Origin of the sequence: Gracilibacillus caseinilyticus, assembly GCF_022919115.1 — a bacterium.
Classification (GTDB): Bacteria; Bacillota; Bacilli; order Bacillales; family Amphibacillaceae; genus Gracilibacillus; species Gracilibacillus caseinilyticus.
Map to the genome: position 1 here is coordinate 1,097,749 of NZ_CP095072.1, position 19,606 is coordinate 1,117,354.

General features: G+C 38.5%; 22 protein-coding genes. 1 reads left to right on the top strand and 21 read right to left on the bottom strand.

The window, feature by feature from the left end; translation table 11 throughout:
- Window positions 1–2: 2 nt before the first annotated feature.
- The 11 genes from glmU to metG form a co-directional block, all read right to left on the bottom strand.
- On the bottom strand, window positions 3–1,367 hold the full coding sequence (gene glmU, locus MUN88_RS05400; protein ID WP_244721810.1) for a bifunctional UDP-N-acetylglucosamine diphosphorylase/glucosamine-1-phosphate N-acetyltransferase GlmU: 1,365 nt from the start codon (window positions 1,365–1,367) through the stop codon (window positions 3–5).
- 254 nt (window positions 1,368–1,621) lie between these two features.
- Window positions 1,622–1,912 carry a septation regulator SpoVG gene (gene spoVG, locus MUN88_RS05405; RefSeq protein ID WP_244721816.1) on the bottom strand — a complete coding sequence of 97 codons (291 nt, stop codon included), beginning with the start codon at window positions 1,910–1,912 and terminating at the stop codon, window positions 1,622–1,624.
- A gap of 160 nt (window positions 1,913–2,072) precedes the next feature.
- Window positions 2,073–2,891: a pur operon repressor gene (gene purR / locus MUN88_RS05410; RefSeq protein ID WP_244721818.1), complete on the bottom strand. Its 819-nt coding sequence runs from the start codon at window positions 2,889–2,891 to the stop codon at window positions 2,073–2,075.
- Between the two features lie 54 nt (window positions 2,892–2,945).
- Entirely contained in the window at window positions 2,946–3,815 is an 870-nt protein-coding gene (ispE, locus tag MUN88_RS05415; RefSeq protein WP_244721821.1) for a 4-(cytidine 5'-diphospho)-2-C-methyl-D-erythritol kinase, read from the bottom strand.
- Between the two features lie 781 nt (window positions 3,816–4,596).
- On the bottom strand, window positions 4,597–4,776 hold the full coding sequence (locus MUN88_RS05420) for a small, acid-soluble spore protein, alpha/beta type (RefSeq protein ID WP_244721823.1): 180 nt from the start codon (window positions 4,774–4,776) through the stop codon (window positions 4,597–4,599).
- A 127-nt stretch (window positions 4,777–4,903) separates the two neighbouring features.
- Window positions 4,904–5,167, bottom strand: coding sequence for a biofilm formation stimulator Veg (veg, locus tag MUN88_RS05425; RefSeq protein ID WP_244721825.1), 264 nt, complete (start codon window positions 5,165–5,167; stop codon window positions 4,904–4,906).
- A 173-nt stretch (window positions 5,168–5,340) separates the two neighbouring features.
- Complete coding sequence (gene rsmA, locus MUN88_RS05430) at window positions 5,341–6,231, bottom strand: 16S rRNA (adenine(1518)-N(6)/adenine(1519)-N(6))-dimethyltransferase RsmA (protein WP_244721829.1); 891 nt, start codon at window positions 6,229–6,231, stop codon at window positions 5,341–5,343.
- On the bottom strand, window positions 6,228–6,791 hold the full coding sequence (gene rnmV, locus MUN88_RS05435; RefSeq protein ID WP_244721832.1) for a ribonuclease M5: 564 nt from the start codon (window positions 6,789–6,791) through the stop codon (window positions 6,228–6,230). The genes rsmA and rnmV overlap by 4 nt, the downstream gene beginning before the upstream one ends.
- Before the next feature lie 98 nt (window positions 6,792–6,889).
- Window positions 6,890–8,131, bottom strand: a complete 1,242-nt coding sequence (locus tag MUN88_RS21700; RefSeq protein ID WP_305852493.1) for a G5 and 3D domain-containing protein — start codon at window positions 8,129–8,131, stop codon at window positions 6,890–6,892.
- A 193-nt stretch (window positions 8,132–8,324) separates the two neighbouring features.
- Window positions 8,325–9,092, bottom strand: coding sequence for a TatD family hydrolase (locus MUN88_RS05450; protein WP_244721835.1), 768 nt, complete (start codon window positions 9,090–9,092; stop codon window positions 8,325–8,327).
- A gap of 109 nt (window positions 9,093–9,201) precedes the next feature.
- Complete coding sequence (metG, locus tag MUN88_RS05455) at window positions 9,202–11,151, bottom strand: methionine--tRNA ligase (protein WP_244721838.1); 1,950 nt, start codon at window positions 11,149–11,151, stop codon at window positions 9,202–9,204.
- 289 nt (window positions 11,152–11,440) lie between these two features.
- Between metG and abrB the strand changes: the two genes are divergently transcribed.
- Window positions 11,441–11,719 carry a transition state genes transcriptional regulator AbrB gene (abrB, locus tag MUN88_RS05460; protein ID WP_244721841.1) on the top strand — a complete coding sequence of 93 codons (279 nt, stop codon included), beginning with the start codon at window positions 11,441–11,443 and terminating at the stop codon, window positions 11,717–11,719.
- Window positions 11,720–11,756: 37 nt separating this feature from the next.
- Here the strand turns inward: abrB and rsmI are convergent, their stop codons facing one another.
- The 10 genes from rsmI to MUN88_RS05510 all read right to left on the bottom strand — a co-directional run bounded on the left by rsmI (window position 11,757) and on the right by MUN88_RS05510 (window position 19,589).
- The gene (gene rsmI, locus MUN88_RS05465) at window positions 11,757–12,623 is read right to left on the bottom strand and encodes a 16S rRNA (cytidine(1402)-2'-O)-methyltransferase (RefSeq protein WP_244721844.1); all 867 of its coding nucleotides are present in this window, start codon (window positions 12,621–12,623) and stop codon (window positions 11,757–11,759) included.
- Window positions 12,595–12,897: a GIY-YIG nuclease family protein gene (locus MUN88_RS05470; RefSeq protein WP_244721847.1), complete on the bottom strand. Its 303-nt coding sequence runs from the start codon at window positions 12,895–12,897 to the stop codon at window positions 12,595–12,597. Before MUN88_RS05470 ends, rsmI begins: the two co-directional genes overlap by 29 nt.
- Window positions 12,884–13,627 (bottom strand): tRNA1(Val) (adenine(37)-N6)-methyltransferase, encoded by a 744-nt coding sequence (locus MUN88_RS05475; RefSeq protein WP_244721849.1) that lies wholly within the window; start codon window positions 13,625–13,627, stop codon window positions 12,884–12,886. The genes MUN88_RS05470 and MUN88_RS05475 overlap by 14 nt, the downstream gene beginning before the upstream one ends.
- A gap of 798 nt (window positions 13,628–14,425) precedes the next feature.
- Window positions 14,426–14,770 (bottom strand): DNA replication initiation control protein YabA, encoded by a 345-nt coding sequence (yabA, locus tag MUN88_RS05480; protein ID WP_244721852.1) that lies wholly within the window; start codon window positions 14,768–14,770, stop codon window positions 14,426–14,428.
- Window positions 14,771–14,785: 15 nt separating this feature from the next.
- Entirely contained in the window at window positions 14,786–15,613 is an 828-nt protein-coding gene (locus MUN88_RS05485) for a PSP1 domain-containing protein (protein ID WP_244721854.1), read from the bottom strand.
- Between the two features lie 6 nt (window positions 15,614–15,619).
- Window positions 15,620–16,609 carry a DNA polymerase III subunit delta' gene (holB, locus tag MUN88_RS05490; RefSeq protein ID WP_244721857.1) on the bottom strand — a complete coding sequence of 330 codons (990 nt, stop codon included), beginning with the start codon at window positions 16,607–16,609 and terminating at the stop codon, window positions 15,620–15,622.
- A gap of 106 nt (window positions 16,610–16,715) precedes the next feature.
- Window positions 16,716–17,156 carry a YaaR family protein gene (locus MUN88_RS05495; protein WP_244721864.1) on the bottom strand — a complete coding sequence of 147 codons (441 nt, stop codon included), beginning with the start codon at window positions 17,154–17,156 and terminating at the stop codon, window positions 16,716–16,718.
- Between the two features lie 19 nt (window positions 17,157–17,175).
- Complete coding sequence (gene darA / locus MUN88_RS05500) at window positions 17,176–17,505, bottom strand: cyclic di-AMP receptor DarA (protein ID WP_244721865.1); 330 nt, start codon at window positions 17,503–17,505, stop codon at window positions 17,176–17,178.
- Window positions 17,506–17,538: 33 nt separating this feature from the next.
- Window positions 17,539–18,159, bottom strand: a complete 621-nt coding sequence (gene tmk, locus MUN88_RS05505; protein WP_244721867.1) for a dTMP kinase — start codon at window positions 18,157–18,159, stop codon at window positions 17,539–17,541.
- On the bottom strand, window positions 18,156–19,589 hold the full coding sequence (locus tag MUN88_RS05510; protein WP_244721868.1) for an aminotransferase class I/II-fold pyridoxal phosphate-dependent enzyme: 1,434 nt from the start codon (window positions 19,587–19,589) through the stop codon (window positions 18,156–18,158). The genes tmk and MUN88_RS05510 overlap by 4 nt, the downstream gene beginning before the upstream one ends.
- Between the last annotated feature and the right edge of the window lie 17 nt (window positions 19,590–19,606).

Below are 19,606 nucleotides of genomic sequence, written 5' to 3' on the forward strand. Positions count from 1 at the left end.
AATTATTTATATTTTTTTGCGTAATCTTCTTTGTTCACTTGTTTAGCTCGGCCGATAGATAATGCATCTCCAGGAACATCCTCGTGAATGGTCGAACCTGCTGCCACTAATGAGCCCTTCCCGATTGTTACCGGTGCGATCAAATTAGCATTACAGCCAATAAACGCGTCATCTTCAATAATGGTTTTAAATTTATTTTTTCCATCATAATTGACGGTAATCGTTCCGCAGCCAATATTGACATTACGACCAACTTCGGCATCACCTATGTAACTAAGGTGTGACACCTTACTGTTACTTTCGATTTTTGCTTTTTTAATTTCGACAAAATTTCCTATTTTAGCGTCGTCACCAATCGAAGCAGCGGGACGAACATGAGCAAATGGCCCGATTTGGACACGTTGACCGATCGAGCTCGAATTAACCACGCTATGGCGTACAATAGTTTGCTCTCCGATCTCACAATCGTTTAATTCTGAATTTGGCCCAACAACAGCTTCATTGTGAATCGTTGTGGACCCTTTTAATACACAGCCAGGCTCGATGACAACATCGGTACCGATCGTTACATCAGATCCAATGTATGTATTATCTGGATCAATGATAGTAACTCCGTTTCTCATATGTTGCTCATTAATACGTAATTTCATTAGTTTTTCTGCTTGAGAAAGTGCAACTCGATCATTGACACCGATTGTTTCCGCAAAATCTGCTGTTTGATAGGCTGCGACTTTTTTATTTGCTTTCTGTGCAATTTCAATCACATCTGGCAAATAGTATTCTCCCTGTGAGTTATCATTCGAAACCTGCTTCAATGCATCAAATAACAATTCATTATCAAAACAATATGTACCTGTATTAATTTCCTGAATTGCCTGTTCAGCATCTGTCGCATCTTTTTGTTCAACAATTTTACTTACTTGATTGTCATCATTTCGAACAATTCTTCCGTATCCTGCCGGGTTATCAGCATGTGCAGTAAGTATCGTTACAGCTGCTTCCTCTTGTTCATGATGGTCTAATACTGCTTGTAACGTGTCCTTTGTTAGTAACGGGGTATCACCACAAACAACAATTGTTGTCCCTTTTTTATCACCTAAAAACTTCTCCGCTTGCTGAACGGCATGGCCAGTTCCAAGCTGTTCTTCCTGAATGACGAATTCAGAATCTGTACCTAACTGATCCTGTACCTTCTCAGCACCGAATCCAACTACGGTCGTTATACTTGATAGTTGTAACGCTTTTAATTGATCAACTACATGTTGAACCATAGGCTTTCCTAAAACAGGATGAAGTACTTTGTATAGGTTTGATTTCATTCTCGTACCTTTACCAGCTGCTAAAACAACTGCATATCGATTAGACAAAATCGGTCCCTCCGTTCTTTTGGTGGTAAACATTGAACATGTATAATGTATTTTTATAAATTTGTACAATAATATCCCAATTATGAATATATACGAAAAATTAGTGATTTTCAACAAAGAAGGATTAAGAAATCATTGGAAGGATAGATTGCTTTCCAATCTATTATGACGGCAAATGCGGGGCTTTCACAATGTGTCTATTTTATGAATTTTAATAGTGAAAAAGCCTAATCGATATGATTAGGCCTTTTTCTTTAAGAAGCACCTGCTTCTTCATATTCAACTTCAGCTTCTCCAGCACGTTGATATTCTTCTAAGACAGCGTCTTGAATTTTAGCTCGCGTACCAGAGTTAATCGGATGCGCAATATCTCTAAATTCACCATCAGGTGTGCGCTTAGAAGGCATTGCTACAAACATTCCATTGTTTCCATCAATTACTCGAATATCGTGTACTACAAATTCATCATCTAATGTAATGGATGCGATAGCTCGCATTCTTCCATCGGTATTCACGCGGCGTAATCTCACGTCAGTTACTTCCATTATGTCTCACCACCTTTTCCCTTATTAAGAACTTATTACTTAAATTCAACAAATTTATGAAAATTCCTGCTAATTTTTTTAAAAAATTTTCGATTTTTAAATTTTTTTATTGATTTAAATAATATGCGACATAATTCGATGATATCTGACGTGATCAAGATTACTTTGCGGCGAAGTAGTTGCCTTTAGTTACTTCAATTTCATGACTGTTAGAGTCAACATTTTTAATTTGAACGAGGGAAGTATAATCATCTACGACACGATCTTCTTCCTCATCTTCTGCTTCCGCTAAAACACCAATTGCTTTCACATTGGCATCAAACTCCTCTAACAAGCTTTTCATTCCGTTTATGGTTCCTCCTGCTTTCATGAAATCATCAATAATGCAAACATTTTCACCAGGCTTCAGACTTCTCTTCGAAAGAACCATGGTTTGAATTTTTTTAGAGGATCCGGAAACATAATTAATACTGACGGTTGATCCCTCTGTTACTTTTGGATCTCGACGAACAATCACTACCGGTACATTCAAAAAGGATGCTACTGCATAAGCTAGCGGTATTCCCTTCGTAGCAACAGTAACAATTGAATCTATATTCAAACCAGCAAACCGGGAAGCAAATAATCGACCAATATCTCTCACTGTGTTAGGATTAGCTAGTATATCACTCATAAATAAATAACCACCAGGCAAAAGACGATTAGGGTCTTCTAATTGCTGGCATAAGACATCAATAAATGCTTCACTCTTTGCTAATGACACATTAGGAAGGTATTTCACACCACCAGCAGCGCCTGAAACTGACTCTAAATATCCAATTCCATCTTCTTTAAACATGCGATTAATGATCGACAAATCCTCACTAATAGAAGACTTCGCTGCCCCATACGTATCTGAAAAAAAAGGAAGAGAAATTAATTCCATTGGATGCTCTATTAAATAATTGGTCATCGTAACCAGGCGATCACTTCTTTTCATTACTACACCCCAAAATCCGAATATTTTGACGTAAATATAACATTTTATCCGTGTTTAATCAAGTGTTTGATGTGTTCCTAACAATCGAACCACATACACTTCTTCACAAAATCCTCTTAAACTATTGTAAATCCGATCTGCTCTGCTTTCCTGTTGAACCAACCCGAATACAGTCGGACCACTTCCGCTCATCAATACAGCATCAGCACCAGAACGAAGCATTTGCTGTTTAATTTGCTCTACTTCCGGATTTTTAGGTAGCGTAACGGTTTCCAGGACATTTTTCAACCTGTCACACACTCCGTAATAATCTCCTGACCTTATCGCCTCGATCATGCCTTCTGTATCTGGATGATTCAAATTCTCAAGATTAAGTGACTGATACACGGACTGTGTGGAAACACCTTGTACCGGTTTAGCTAATACGACCCAGCAATGTGGTGGTGCAGGTAATTCTGTTATAAGCTCTCCTCGGCCTTCTGCCAATGCGGTGGAATCATATACACAAAAAGAAACATCAGAACCGACTTCAGAGCCCAACTCAGCTAACGTTTCCATCGGCAAATGAAGCTTCCATAACCGGTTAAGTCCTCGAAGCGTGGCCGCTGCATCACTACTGCCTCCTGCTAGACCGGCAGCTACCGGGATTTGCTTATCAATAAGAATCCGAACCCCTTGCTTGATGTGATATCGTTCTTTTAATAATTTGGCCGCTCTATATGCTAAATTGCGCTCGTCATTAGGAACGAAGCGATTTTCAGATGATATTTCAATCCTATCTTTATCTAATAGGAAAAATTCTAATCGATCCGCTAAGTCTACCGTAGTCATAACCATCGCTATTTCATGAAATTGATCCGGACGTTTATAAAGCACATCAAGCGTTAAATTGATTTTCGCTGGTGCTTTTTCTAATATATACATACTCGCTCACCTACAGACAATTATATTCAGTAATACTTTATGTAAAGATACCACAAAAACAAATCAAAGCGCAAAAACATGATGAGAAATTACTTTATTTGTCATTTTTTTTGCGAGAAATTATGTAAACAAAAACGCATGCATTATTGACCACAATCCACAACCTCGATTGGCATATCATATATACTGAAAATAAACCAATCGGTACTTTAACTACCTATACTGCGGATTATGTAAAGTGGAACTGTATGTAAATGTGGTAATTTTGATAGATATTATGTGCTTAGCAAAGCTCTGGAAATATGCTCCGCGTCCTGTGGGCACGGCTTCAGCTAGGCTACTACTTGCACTACTTCTTTGCTGCCTTGTGCCGAGGAAGCCCGCTTCGAAGCAATACTTGTAGACACAGGCACAGACTAAGTGGATCTTCAACTCGCACTGACGCATGCGGAGTCTCCGCATATTTCCTACGCTTAAGGAAGTGTTACAACGTATGGAACAGCTAAAAGCAGTGGTTCTAGCCATTATGTAATTGATTCAAATGCTGTTATGTATGGATGAGGTCAAAATGCTAGTTCTGTTGTAGATCCCACATTCTAGCGTAGACCAACCACGTAGACTCCCGTGGGCATCATTTCGAAATGACCACTAAGCAGTTAGTTTACATAATCCGCATTATTAAGAACGCTTATTTATTTGAATCTTGAGCTTGGTTCACTTCTGCCATTCTTCTTAATAATCATATTTATGTACATCAAGCTTAGAAAAAAAGGACAAAGTCTTAGACTTTGTCCTTTTGTACACTCTCTTCTGCCATTTGTACTGCTCTTTTCACCATATTACCAGCATCTCGTGCGGTAATGCCACCCCAACCATCTCTCTGTACAGTGTCGTAAAAACCTAATTCTTTAGCAAGCTCTTCTTTAAAATGATCCGACATTATCCCACGTCTTCTACTCATCGAAGATACTCCCCTTCTGTCGTGTTTACGACAATCATAGTTTGTGCTTGAGCTGCTATTTGATGCTAGGTAATATCAGGCAGTGCAACTTGCTTTTTTGTGCAAACAAAAAAGCAGCAAACAACGTTTACTGCTCGCCTGCTACTGCTTCAAGTTCTTCCGTGAAATTAAGTTCAACTGTCTCAGTTAAAATATCTGCATAGCTATAAGATACACGTTCAAATGCATTTTCTTTTTGATCCAATTCAACAATAAAAACGGAAGGGTATGTTTCTGCTAGTGTTCCGTACCGTTCGATGGTTTTCTTTCTTCCACCATTTGCTTTAATTCGTAGACGCTTACCGACATTTCCATCTAAACCTTGTTTGATTTCAACCAATGATTTTGCCAATACTCTCCACCTCACTAAGTTTATTATACACTATTCTTGTCCATCCGTCAACCAAAAATATTCTATTATATCAATAATAATTGAGGGATGTCAACAAAAAAATTCGGAAGTTCTGTACATAGGTTACCTATAATTTAAAAAAATATGTATAAAAAAAGAAAACTCCTATTTATTTAGGAATTTTCTTTCACTTGATCATAGAAATAATTAGCTAAATTAGCGAATTCTTGCATCGTCAGCGATTCTCCACGTCGTGTACCATTAATACCTAATTGCTCAAATCCTTGTTCGATATCCGGCTTCGTCAATACTTCTTTAAAATGTCTCGTTAAATTATTACGTAATGTTTTTCGCCTTTGCTGAAAACTAGCCTGTACCAATTGAAAAAAGAACGCTTCATCCTCTACATCTACTGGAGGTGTCTCCCGTTTTTCTAAATGAAGAACAGCTGAATCCACCCGTGGTTGCGGCATAAAAACCGTCTTCGGTACAATCATTTTCACACTGGCATCGGTATAATACTGGATCGCAATCGATAAGGATCCATATTCTTTACTATTCTCACTGGCTGCCATCCGTTCTGCAACTTCTTTCTGAATCATAACGGTAATACTTGCAATTGGTAAGTTTGCCATTAATAATTGCATCAAAATTGGTGTCGTAATGTAATACGGTAAATTCGCTACCACTTTTACCGGCTTTTGATCTTGAAAATGTTGTTGCCAAACTTGTTTGAAGTCCGCCTTTAGAATGTCTTGATTGATAATGTCAACGTGGTCATACGGAGCTAACGTATCTTCTAAAATAGGCACTAAACGTCCATCTATTTCGAAAGCTACTACCTTGTTGGCAGCTAATGCTAATTGCTCGGTCAGTGCGCCAATACCAGGTCCGATTTCGATCGCATTCATCTCTTTCGAAATTCCTGCATGATGAATAATATTACGCAAAATATTAACATCAATAAGGAAATTCTGCCCTAAACTCTTTTTAAATGAAAACCCATATTTCTCTAATATTTCTTTTGTTCGCTTTGGTGTAGCGATTGCTTTCTGTTCACTCATGAACGTTCCTCCTGAATGATTTGGTCCATTACTGCTTCAAATTCGGCTTTATTGATTTGAAACATTTCTAATCTTCTTAATAACTGCTTACCGTTTATATGTCCGATTCTTAACTGCTGACCAAGTCGCTGCCGTTTTTCTTTAGCTCCTTTACCACCGATTAAGCCGTATCGTAATAAATCCGCTCGTGTAATATCTGTGACACGATTATCACTTAATTCATATACCTGGCTTAAAGCATGTAGAAGCACTTCTTTTGAAGCGTGCTCGATACCTAGACTTTTTCGCTGTTTACCGTCTCCTGCCGCTTCTTCCCTCGTTAAAAAAGCGTGCTTACAGCCTGGAACATGCTGATCAATTATTTGACGGATGCGTTGACCGGGATAATCTGGATCGGTAAACACGATTACTCCCCGTTTATCTTTAGCATGTGCAATTTGCGCTAATATATCTTTATTGATGGCAGAACCATTTGTCTCAATGGTATCCACGTCCATTGCTTGTTTTAGTTTAGCCGTATCATCCTTGCCTTCTACGACAATTATTTCTTTCACCTTCAACTAAGGCGCCCCCATTCTTGCTGTCTTTCTTCTGTCATTAGCTTCTCTAGTGTACCACAAAAAAGCTTACCTTTCCTAAAAAAGGTAAGCCTTGGTTTTTAATCAATAATCTTTACTTTTACCGTTCTGGAACCATAACTAGCTGCTTTTTGTTTGGTAGACATGTGAAGATCGATTTTGTTTCCTTTTATGTTACCGCCAGTATCTCTGGCAATCGCATAACCATAACCTTCTACCCAAACTTTCGTACCTAAAGGTATAACACTTGGATCAACAGCTACAACACCATTTGGATTTGCCTTTAAATTATATCCTGTTGAAGTAAGACCTCTACCATCACATGTGGCACAATCCCAATTATACGCTGTTGCTTTCATGTACAACGTTTTACTCGACTCTTCTTCTTTGCCCCTGGATACCGTTTCACTTGGCGTAGAATTAGTAGCAGCTGAGGCTGTTGTAATAGTAGTAGCAGGCTGTGATACTTTGGTTCCTATTGCTACGATACGTTCCTTACTTTCTTTTTTTACATTTTCCTTCACAAGTTCACGAGAAACTTCTTCGCCATTTTCCAATACTACTTCATAATGTTTTTCAACGACTCCTGTTTCCCCTTCTGAAACAACTTCTTCCTTGCCTTTTGTTAAAGAATTGTCGCTACGTTTTACAACTTTGTAGTCAACCTCTTCTTCTTCAACATCTTTTACTTTTTCGACTCGTGTAATATTGACAGCTGTTCCTTCACTAATCGATGCAGATTGTTTTGGTTCAACGCGATCCAGCTCCCCGATTTCAATCTCTTCACTGGCTAGCAGGTTTTTAACTGTGCCACCTGTTGTCCACACCTGCTTTTCTTCGCCTCCATCGTTGATCGTGATTTGGAACGCTTTTTCAATGTTTATTTCAAGATTATCTTCTATGTTTGTATCCATTGATTGTTTGATATGATCATTTTTAGTGAGTTCTATGTTTTGTTCTGCTAAGAATACTTCGACATTATCCGCTGTTGTGTAATAGGATTGTTTCTCCCCATCAACATTAACGACTACTTCTTTTGCAATTGTATGCTCGATTTGCATCCCGGAGTTAACATGATCACTTTGTTCATGTGAAAGCTTATCATGCTCACCAACATCAATTGCAAGTTCATTAAGGACATCTCCAACAGTTTTCGCGTGTGTATGCACTGTTGTTTCTTCGTCATTCTGCACAACTGTCACTTCCGCCTTTGATAATTCATAGAATGAAAAACAGATAAATCCGATAATGACAAATAAAGAGATAGCGTATTTAAAGTCTTTGTTCTGCAAAATGCGTTTTAGATTAAGAAGACGCTTCATGAACTTCCCCTCCTTTTACTCGCCGTTGTATTATATAAAGAACCTTTTGAGGTGTCAAATAGACAACTTCTTAAAAAAAAGCAGAAAACCCCTTGATTCCAAAGGGTTGTTCTGCTTAGGTTTCTATAATATTTCATTTACTTTACAATATCGTAACAATCGGCTCATCCATTGCGTCACAAGGGGTCAGTCATTATTTTATTCCGAAGAATCTTTTCGCATTTTCAGTGGTGTTTTTCCCTATTTCTTCCACACTCACTTCTCGCAGTTCTGCAATCTTCTCTGCAACTAATTTTACATAGGCAGGCTCGTTTCGTTTACCCCTATTCGGGTGAGGTGCCAAAAATGGACAATCTGTTTCTATTAACAATCGATCTAAAGGGACATATTTCGCCACTTCCTTTGGTAAGGTTGCATTCTTGAAAGTAACTGGTCCGCCTAAAGAAATATAAAAATTCATCTTCAGACAGGCATCGACATAATCAACAGAATCATTATAACAATGCATGATTCCACCGACTTCTTCTGCCTTCTCTTCCTGTAAAATTTCGACAATATCTTCTGTTGCTTCTCGATTATGAATAATAACAGGCAGGTTTATCTTACGTGCAAGTCTGATTTGTTTACGAAAAACATCTTTTTGTACATCTTCCGGGGACTTATCCCAATGATAATCTAAGCCCATTTCTCCGATTGCCACTACCTTCGGATGCGCAGCAAGTTCTTCGATCCATTTCAATTCCTTCTCTGTCATATCAACGGCATCAACTGGATGCCAACCAACTGCGGCGTATATATAATCGTATTGCTCTGCCATCTCTATCGCCTTCGGAATTGTATCATGGTCAAATCCGACAATCACCATGTGCTCGACACCAGCTTCCTTCGCTCGCTCGAGCACCGCTTCTCTATCTTCGTCAAAGTGGGACACATTCAAATGAACATGTGTATCAAATAACATACAAATCCTCCTTTATCTATTATGATGGTACTGTTAAATACCGGCTGGTCCTGATATACGAAACAGAAACGCTTATCATATTAACTGATAAGCGTCTGTTTTGTCTTACTTATTTTACAACGGATCCGTTCGGGAGGTTCGATTCAACTGTGGCTAACGATAGTGATCCATCTTTATCTTCGCCAGACAAAATCATACCTTCTGAGAGCTGTCCGCGCAGTTTAACTGGTTTCAGGTTAGTTACACAAATAACTTTTTTGCCTACTAGTTGCACAGGTGAATAATATTTAGCAATCCCTGATACTACTTGGCGTTTCTCCGTCCCTAAATCCAGTTGGATACGCAATAATTTGTCGGCATTCTCCATTTTTTCTGCATGGGTAACTTCCGCCACCCGTAAATCCAGCTTCATAAAGTCATCATAGGTTATTTCGTTCGTTTCTTCAGTTGGTTCTTCTTGCTTCTCTGGTTCCGGTTTTTTCATCATGTCTTTAATCGTCTGTACTTCTTTTTCAACATCTAAACGCGGGAAGATCGGGTCTTTCTTCACTACCTTTGTGCCTGCTGCGATCACGTCAGATTCGTTTAAACTCTCCCATGAATGAAGATTTTCATCTTGAACACCAATTTGTTCAAAGATTCGGCCCGGTGTCTCCGTTAAGAACGGACGTAATAAGATTGCGATTCGTCGTAAACTGTCGACTAAGTGTGCCATGACATTTCCTAAACGCTCTTTCTTTTCTTCATCTTTCGCCAGCACCCATGGCTCTGTCTCATCGATATATTTGTTCGTACGGCTAACATATTTCCAAATGTGCGTTAACGCAACGGAAAAGCCCATTTCATCTAATGCTTTTTCGACATTTTCCACTGTTTCTTTGCCTAATGCCTCTAATTGCTCATCATAGGTTTTTTCAGACGCTTTAAATGCTGGAATCTGACCGTCAAAATATTTATTAATCATGGCAACGGTACGATTCAGCAAATTACCTAAATCATTTGCTAAGTCATAATTGGTTCTGTCGACGAATCCTTCAGGAGTAAACACACCATCAGATCCAAATGGTACTTCACGAAGTAAATAATAACGTAAAGCGTCTAGACCATAGCGATCAGTTAAATCATTCGGATTTACGACATTACCTTTTGATTTCGACATTTTCCCGTCTTTCATCAAAATCCATCCGTGAGCAAACACTTTCTTCGGTAATGGTAAATCAAGTGCCATAAGCATGATCGGCCAATAGATCGTATGGAAACGCACAATTTCTTTACTCATTAAATGAACATCCGCTGGCCAATATTTTTGATACAAGGTATCGTCATCAGTTCCATAGCCTAATGCTGTAATGTAATTACTTAGTGCATCAATCCAGACATAAATGACATGCTTTGGATTTCCTGGCACTTTGATTCCCCAATCAAAAGTAGTTCGGGAAATTGCTAAATCTTCAAGGCCTGGCTTGATAAAGTTATTAATCATTTCATTCTTACGGCTTTCCGGTTGAATGAATGTTGGATTTTCTTCATAAAAAGCTAATAAACGATCAACATATTTGCTCATTTTAAAGAAATAAGATTCTTCCTTCACTTGTTCTACCGGTCCCCCACAATCAGGACAACGGCCATTCTCTAGCTGACGTTCGGTGAAAAACGATTCACAGGACGTGCAGTAGCTTCCTTCATATTCGTCCAAGTAAATATCACCTTGATCCAACAATTGTGCGAAGATTTTTTCGACAACTTTTTTGTGTCGATCCTCTGTTGTTCGAATAAAATCACTGTAAGAAATATCTAGCTTTTCCCACAGGTCTTTAATACCGCTGACAATTTCATCTACATAAGCTTGAGGCGTTACCCCCGCTTCATCGGCCTTCTTTTGGATTTTTTGTCCATGTTCATCCGTTCCCGTTAAGTAACGGACATCATATCCTCTCAGTCGCTTGTAACGAGCCATGGCGTCTCCCGCAACCGTACTATAGGCATGGCCGATATGTAAATTTCCACTTGGATAGTAGATCGGTGTCGTTATATAAAAAGTTTTGTTCTGCTCTGTCATCCTCTTACCTCCTCAATGCAATTCTCTTCATAATAAACAGTCTGCCTTTATTGTAGCGATTTTTCGATCATTTTTCCATCATAAAAACATTTTAGCCAAATCCGACACAGCTTAACAAAATTTTTGTCGAATTCATAGCATCTTCTATAGTCCTGATTTTTTAGAAATATTTTTAAAAACCTTGAAAAAAATAGATATTTTAGGTTTGACATTAATGGGAACTAATGGTATTATAACGCTATAGATGTCGAATATTGCCGAATTTATTTATCAAAGGGGAGAATAAATAATGAAATCAACAGGTATTGTAAGAAAGGTTGATGAATTAGGTCGTGTAGTAATTCCGATCGAACTTCGTCGTACACTAGGTATCCAGGAAAAGGATGCTCTAGAAATTTATGTAGATGATGAGCGTATCATCTTACAAAAATACAAACCAAATATGACTTGTCATATTACTGGTGACATTTCGGATGATAACATCACTTTAGCAGATGGAAAGCTAGTTCTTAGCCCAGAAGGCGCTAAAGCACTTGTAGATGAAATCCAAAACAAAATGAACAAATAATAAGAAAAAGCGATCTATTTTATAGGTCGCTTTTTTTTTACTCCATGTGATAAGCGCTATACACTTCTCTTTTCGGAATATTGCGAGCTTTAGCTACTGATTTAATCGCCTCTTTGCTGGAGACCTGTTCTCGTTCTATTAATTGTTCGACATGTTTCGATAAGGTAAGGTCTTCCCACCAATCAACCTGATCTTCTAGCTTTACTCCTTCTACCAGAATGACACATTCCCCTTTAACCGGATTATCTGTGATCCAATTCGACACTTCTGCCAGATTTCCCCGAATGAACTCTTCAAATTTTTTCGTTAGCTCTCGTGCTACTGCCACACGTCGATCACCAAGACTATCTGCTAATAGTTGTAACGTATCAACAATCCGATGTGGTGATTCATACAAAATAAATGTCGTATCAATCGACTGTAATAACTGCAGTGCCTGATCGCGATCTTTTTTCTTTCTCGGTAAAAAACCATAGAAGTAAAATTGATCTGTTGGTAAACCAGATCCTACAAGCGCAGATAATGCAGCACTTGCTCCAGGTAATACTACTACCGAATAATCTGCATCAATTGCTGCACGAATGATTTCATAACCAGGATCGGATATGCCTGGCATTCCTGCATCGCTGACTAAAGCTAGCATTTTCCCTTTTTGCAGCATATCGATAATCTGATCTTCTCTCGCCATTTTATTATGTTCGTGATAGCTGATCATTTTCTTCTTCAACTCAAAATGATGCAGTAACTTCCCTGTATTTCTCGTATCTTCAGCCAACACGATATCCGCTTGTTCTAACACTTTTAGAGCCCGGAATGTAATATCGTCTAAATTACCGATAGGTGTTGGTACAACATAGAGTGTTCCTTTTTCGGATTCATTCTGATAGCTTTTTTGAATTTGCATTGGTAGGATATCCTCCTTGCCCTGCTTCTTTGATTAATAGTTCTTTCTGTTTTCTCGACAGTCTTTTAATTTTTGCTTCTAGTTGTAATGCATCTGATTTCGTTTCACACTGCATTTGATATGCTAATTGAAAAGGGGCTCTGCCTCTCGTATATTTCGCTCCTTTTCCATCTTCATGCATGCGCATACGTCGTTTAACATTAGTAGTATAACCGGTGTAGAGTGTATTATCTTTACACTTCAGAATATAGACAAAATGCTTACGTTCTTCCATATAGTATTCCTTCCAAGTCTTTTGTGTAATCTCCGTTTTCATCGAAAGCATATAACGGCGGTAACATGTGGAGATCGGGATTACCATCTCGTATTCCTTCTATTAATAAGATATTCGCTTCTTTTCCCTGTTTCGGATACACATAACGAATTCGTTTCGGTTCTATTTTATATTGTCTGAATAACGTGATAATATCGACCAGACGTGACGGACGGTGAACCATTGCCACTTTGCCACCAGACTTGACCAGTTTACTACATGATTGTATCACATCTTCTAACGTACAGTAGATTTCATGCCTTGCAATTGTTAAATACTCATTATGATTGTGGTGATCTTTATTACTCGTTTGAAAATATGGTGGATTCACCGTTACTAAATCAAACTTATTATTTTTAAAATGATCGGGCATATCTTTTAGATCGCCATGAATCATCTTAAGCTGGCCGTTTAGTTGATTTAGATCAATACTGCGGCATGCCATATCATATAGCCGCTCCTGAAGTTCTACTCCTGTAATGGGTACGTTCGACCTTTGTGATAATAATAGCGGAATAACACCATTACCTGAGCATAAATCCAGTATGTTTCCTCTAGTTCTTGGTGCAGATGCAAAGTCTGCCAATAATACAGCATCGATAGAAAAAGCAAATACGGAAGGGCTTTGTATAATTTTCATTGTTTGATTTGCTAAGAGATCATCGATTCGTTCATCATCTTTCAGTTTCATGGCTCGTTACTCCTTACTAATTAACGTTCTGTAATACGTTCAAAAATTAAGTGTATACCAATCCTACCTGCAGCGCAAAGAATTATGAAGATTTTTTAATGGTCTCAACATAAACCCGCTTATTTCTAATTATCTTAAGTATATGCAAAGCTTCCTATAATATGGATTATGTAAAGTAGAACTAGTGGCATTGAATTACAATGTGGTAATTTTGACATTTTTAATGTTTGTAGCAAAGCTCCGGAAATATGCTCCGCGTCCTGTGGGCACGGCTTCAGCTAATTTATGAAAGAAAAGAATTTTCTTTCATAAATGGATCTTCAGCTCGCGCTGATTCCACGGGAGTCTCCGCATATTTCCTACGCTTAAGTGAAGTACTACAATGATTGGAACAGCTTAAAGCAGTTGTTCTAGGCATTATGTTATTCATTCGATGGCTGTTATATATGCATTCGGTCAATATACTAGCACTTACAAAAGTTGTAGAGACCTTATCCTAGCGTAGGCCAACCACGTAGACTCCCGCGGGACATGCAGGTGCTGAAGATCCACTTTGTGAAGCGTTCTTCTTCACAAAGTTAGCTTCAGCCGTGCCCCGCAGGACGCGAAGTAGTTGGCCGGAGCGGTCTCCCAGCACATGAATCATTTCAAAATGACCACAAAACAGCTACTTTACATAATCCATATTATAAGAAGCCAGCTGATATTCGGCATGATTGCTTCTATGACTGTACTTATATACTTTCTTTATTCATGAAGAAAAAAGCTGACATTCTAGATGTCAGCTTTTTTATATGCTTATTTTGTTTTGTTTAGGAAAAGGAGGCAGAAGAGGCAATCGCCTTCTTGTCTTGGACTGCCGAAATGAACATTACAAATATGAAAGCCTTCTTCATAAAGTCTTGCTAAGTTATCATACCCTTCACCGATTGCCGGATCATCTTCATTCTCTGTATGGTTGCGATCTTGCTCTTCCACTTCTGTATCTAATCGTTGTCGTAAATGATGGTTTTCCATTTCCAAACGGTGATTTTCTTCTAAAATCTCTCCTAATTGTTGCTTTAAATCACCTAGTTGTTGATATAATTGACCAATTTGCTCTTCCATATCGGACACTTGCTCAAATAATTCTTTTTTCTTCACGTCACTTCCACCCCATTATTCTGTTGCCTGGGTTTTGATAACTCCTTCTTCAATCAACTCGTCCAGCGTATATTCAATCATTCGTTCCTTCTCAGGAATCTCAATCTGGATCAGTCTCTCTAGAATGTTCAGTCCTACAACCTTCCCATGGCCATAGGCTGTTTTAATTTCTTCCCCTATATCTGGTAATTCTTTTTTAGCCGTTTCATAGTCATCGTTCTCATATTTCAAACAACACATTAACCGGCCGCAAAGTCCAGAAATCTTGGAAGGATTTAAAGAAAGGTTTTGGTCTTTTGCCATTTTAATTGAAACCGGTTCGAAATCTCCTAAGAAAGTAGAGCAGCAGAGCATACGTCCACAAGGACCAATACCACCGAGTAACTTCGCCTCATCTCTAACTCCAATTTGGCGCAACTCAATTCTGGTTTTGAAGACAGATGCAAGATCCTTTACTAAATTACGAAAATCGACTCTGCCATCCGCTGTAAAATAAAAGATTACCTTATTTCGATCAAAGGTGTACTCTACATCTACTAAGTTCATTTCCAAACCGTGTTCTTTAATTTTCTTCTGGCAAGTGTTATAAGCTTCTTCTGCAATTTCTTTATTTTCGACGACAATCAGTTTATCCTTATCACTGGCGATACGAATAACTTTCTTCAGTGGAAGTACGACATCTTCTTCGTCTACTTGTTTATTCGAAACTACAACTTTCCCAAACTCAATTCCTCTTACCGTCTCCACAATGACATAATCGTCTTTATCAATCTTTACATCATCTGGGTCAAAATAATATATTTTACCCGCTTTTTTAAAGCGGACACCAATAACTTCTATCACAAATATTCACCTCTGAATGTGAAGTGTTAATTGCTCCAATACTAACTGTGGGTGCACATTTGATTCTAATTTTCGTTTAGCTGTCATAATATGCTGTAAGTTTTCCGTGGCATGTTCTAATGACCAGTGTATACTTGCAGCTTCCAGCTTTTCCTGATGATTTGTGTAGACAATTGCAGAAGGCTCGTCCAAATGAATTTGAACCATGTCACGAAACCATAACATTAATAAATCCAGTCCTTCTTGTAATTGTACTCGCTCTGTAAAATGTGGCATCCACTGTGTATGCACAAAAATTGGCACTTCGTCTTGATTTTGTTGAAGCATTTCAATTAATTGTACCACTAATTTTCGTGACTGTGCAAACCAAGTATCTTTACTTTTCTCCATTGCCTCTGTCAAATTGTTCGTGATCGATGTCATCAGGCGGGCATTTGCTTCCGTTAAACCTTCTTCTTGCAAACTTTCCCGCAACTGATTAGGATTAAGTGGCTTGAATGCCATCATTTGGCATCTTGACCGAATTGTAGATAAAACGGAATGACTATTTTCTGTCAGTAAAATGGCAGTTGTCTGCTTACTAGGTTCTTCTAGAAATTTCAATAATCGATTGGATGCATTATCTGTCATTTTTTCTGCCTGTGAAATAATATACATTTTTTTATTTGATTCAAGTCCAGTATAGGTAAACTCTTTCTGCAAATGAAGTATCTGGTCTTTTTTTATACTGGCGCCATCTGGAATAATGATGTGCAGATCAGGATGATTACCACTTTTAATACGGCGGCAGTCACTGCATTGCTGACAAGGTTCGATCGTTGATCTCTGTTGACAGAAGATACTCATCGCAAATAATTGGGCCATTTCATATTTTCCTGTTCCTTTATCGCCATGAAAAAGATAGGCATGTGAGATTCTTGATTTTGTAATGCTGTTGATCATCATTTGACTGACGATTGGTTGTTTTTCTAGCATGTCTGACCATAAAGCGTCCATTACATAGCCTACTTTCTATATAGTTTGATGATTACTTTAGTTCTGCAATATACATGAAAGAAGAGGATGGATTAGTTTCCATCGCTAATCGATCCTCTTTTACTCTCTAGGTATACAGGTTAATCAAGAGCCCCTTGATTTCCCCTATTAAATCCAATATCTGAATAGAATTTTTCTCTTGATCCAGCATAGACTCCGATAATTCAACCAGTTTTTGATCGACTTCTTCGACGATCGTCAGCTTACGATTATCACCATCAAGCAAAAAACTGTGCGATTGCTTTAAAGCAATTCCATGGTCGACAGCTTCTTTGACGAATCGTTTCACCATGCGCTTGTAAGTAGCTACATCCTTAAATGATCGAAAACGGGCAATTTTTTTCCCTTGTGCCGTTAATTCACTCATTAGTTTTTGTAATTCTGCTTGTTTTAACTGAGTTGATTGTTGTTTTACGATGGCATCAAATCGTTGAGATGGTGGTCGTTGCTGCTGTTCTTTTTTATTGAGAGCCTCCAGCTGCGTTCGGATCTCTTGGCTAATCTTCATAGTTAGCGAAACCTACCTTTTAATATTGATGAAATGATTCGACAGGTACAACAAAGACTGTTGCACCTCCAACCTCTACATTAACAGGTCGAGGGATATAAGAGTCAGCATTTCCTCCCATTGGTGATACTGGTGATACCATCTGTTCTCGTCTACTGCAATTATCACGGATAATTTCTAGTGCCTGATCAACATATTCATCAGAGCAACCAATCATTAAGGTCGTATTTCCTTCTTTTAAAAACCCTCCAGTAGATGACAATTTGGTCGTTTTAAACTGTTTCTCACCCAGTGCGTCTACTAACCGATTACTATCCTTGTCTTGTACAACCGCCATTATTAACTTCACCGTTTGTCGCCTCCTTTTATTGGATACCTATGACTATAGATGTTCTTTAATTTTGTTATATGCTTGATCTTCTACTTCTAGTATACCAAAATTTGCATCAATTCTCTTGATTCGTTCTGGAAATTTTTCTAATAAAGTCATATAGGCTCGGTATACGTCTTGATGGAATGCCAATGATTCTAAATCCAAACGATTTTGTTCCCTGTCACTGTTCGTTGAAATCCGTTTTAGGCCATTTTCAGGCAGAATATCAAAAAACAATGTCAAATCCGGCATTTGATCTGCTATCGCAAATTGATTGATTTGAAATACCTCTTCTATCCCTATCCCCCTTGCCGCTCCTTGATAGACAAGACTGCTATCGACGAAACGATCACACAAGACGATCTTTCCAGCTTGGAGCGCTGGTATTACTTTTTCAACAAGATGCTGACGTCTCGCTGCCGCATATAATAAAGCTTCTGTTCGAGCATCCATCATTGTATTATTTGTGTCCAGAATCACCTCACGAATACTCTCTGAAATCGGAATTCCCCCTGGTTCTCTTGTTGCCAGAACAGGGTAGCCTTCAGTGATTAAACGTTCTGTTAACCTCTCTAATATTGTAGACTTACCTGCTCCTTCGCCACCTTCAAATGTAATAAACACGTTCATTCTCCTTCTGATCCATCAAATATATATAAACCGTTTTCTCTGTTAAGCGGTTGGATACTAATTTTTTCGTTCATTAGCTGCTTCACTTTCCTTACAGCTGACGTACTGATTTTTTCCCCTTTGACCAATAATGGAATTCCAGGCGGATAAGGTATAATTGCTTCTGCAGCAATTTCGCCAATAGCTTTTTCCCATGTGGACCAGCGCATCGATAAGGCCCGCATATCCGCGTAGGATCTGGCCAAACGTGTAATTTCTTCATGAAAATAATCGGTACTTTCTATTATTGTAGCATGATTTGATGAAAAACTTAATGCGTTATCGATCCGTAATACCTTTGCTTTCATCGTTGCGATCTCCAGAACTGGTTCCAGTCCTATTACCAGCAACAAGTGGTTGTCTGTTGTTAGTTCCGGATACATCTTCTCCTTCTGAAAAAGCTTTTTTACTTGATTCGTGTTTCCATTTATTATTCGTAAACTAATCTTCAGTGGATCATCACTTTCCTCCACTGTCCAGTGTGAAGAATCGCCTAGAAGACTGCGCAGCTTCATCACATACTGTTGTAACTGTTGATAGTGCTCTTCACTGAAATGTGCTAAATAATAGCGAGCCAAATCCAGACTTGCCATAATTGGATAGGATGGACTGCTTGATTGCAACATCTGCAAATAATAACGAAGCTTTTCTTGATCTACTCGTTCCGTTTGTACATGCAGGAAAGCTGCCATAGTAAACGCTGGTGTCATTTTGTGTGCAGAATGAATTACTATATCCGCCCCTAACTCTACCGCAGAGCGTTTTGGAACATGCGGAATAGAGAAATGGCAACCATGTGCCTCATCTACCAATACGATAATATTATGTTGATGTGCCATAAAAATCGCATCCTCTAACCGAAATGTTTCTCCAAAATAATCAGGGTATGTCAGCATCAAAGCTTTCGCTGCGGGATACTGTTCGATGGCTTGGTGTATAACATGTTGTGATGGATTTGTGTAGCGTTTTTTCACTCTATCGTATTGAGGTGGTAAGAAAATAGGTCGCACCCCAGCTAATTCCATTCCGTGCAAAATAGATTTATGGCAGTTTCGCTGCACCAACACTTCTTCTCCTGGCTGACAAGTAGCCATTATCATCGCTAGGTTCCCAACTGTACTTCCATTCACAAGAAAATAAGTGTTGCGCGATTGAAACCAATCAGATGCAAGCGCCTGGGCTTGCTCAATCACTCCATCCGGTGCGTGTAAATCATCTAATCCATCAAGCTCTGTCAAATCCATTTGCATATACTCAAGAAAATCTGATTTTGCAAATGAAACAAATACGTTTCCATTTTTATGCCCAGGAACATGGAAAGAATGATTATTTCTCACCTTATAACTTTTGATCGCTTGATAAAGCGGGATATCACTTTGGTTAAGCATCATCTTCATCATCTCTTTTA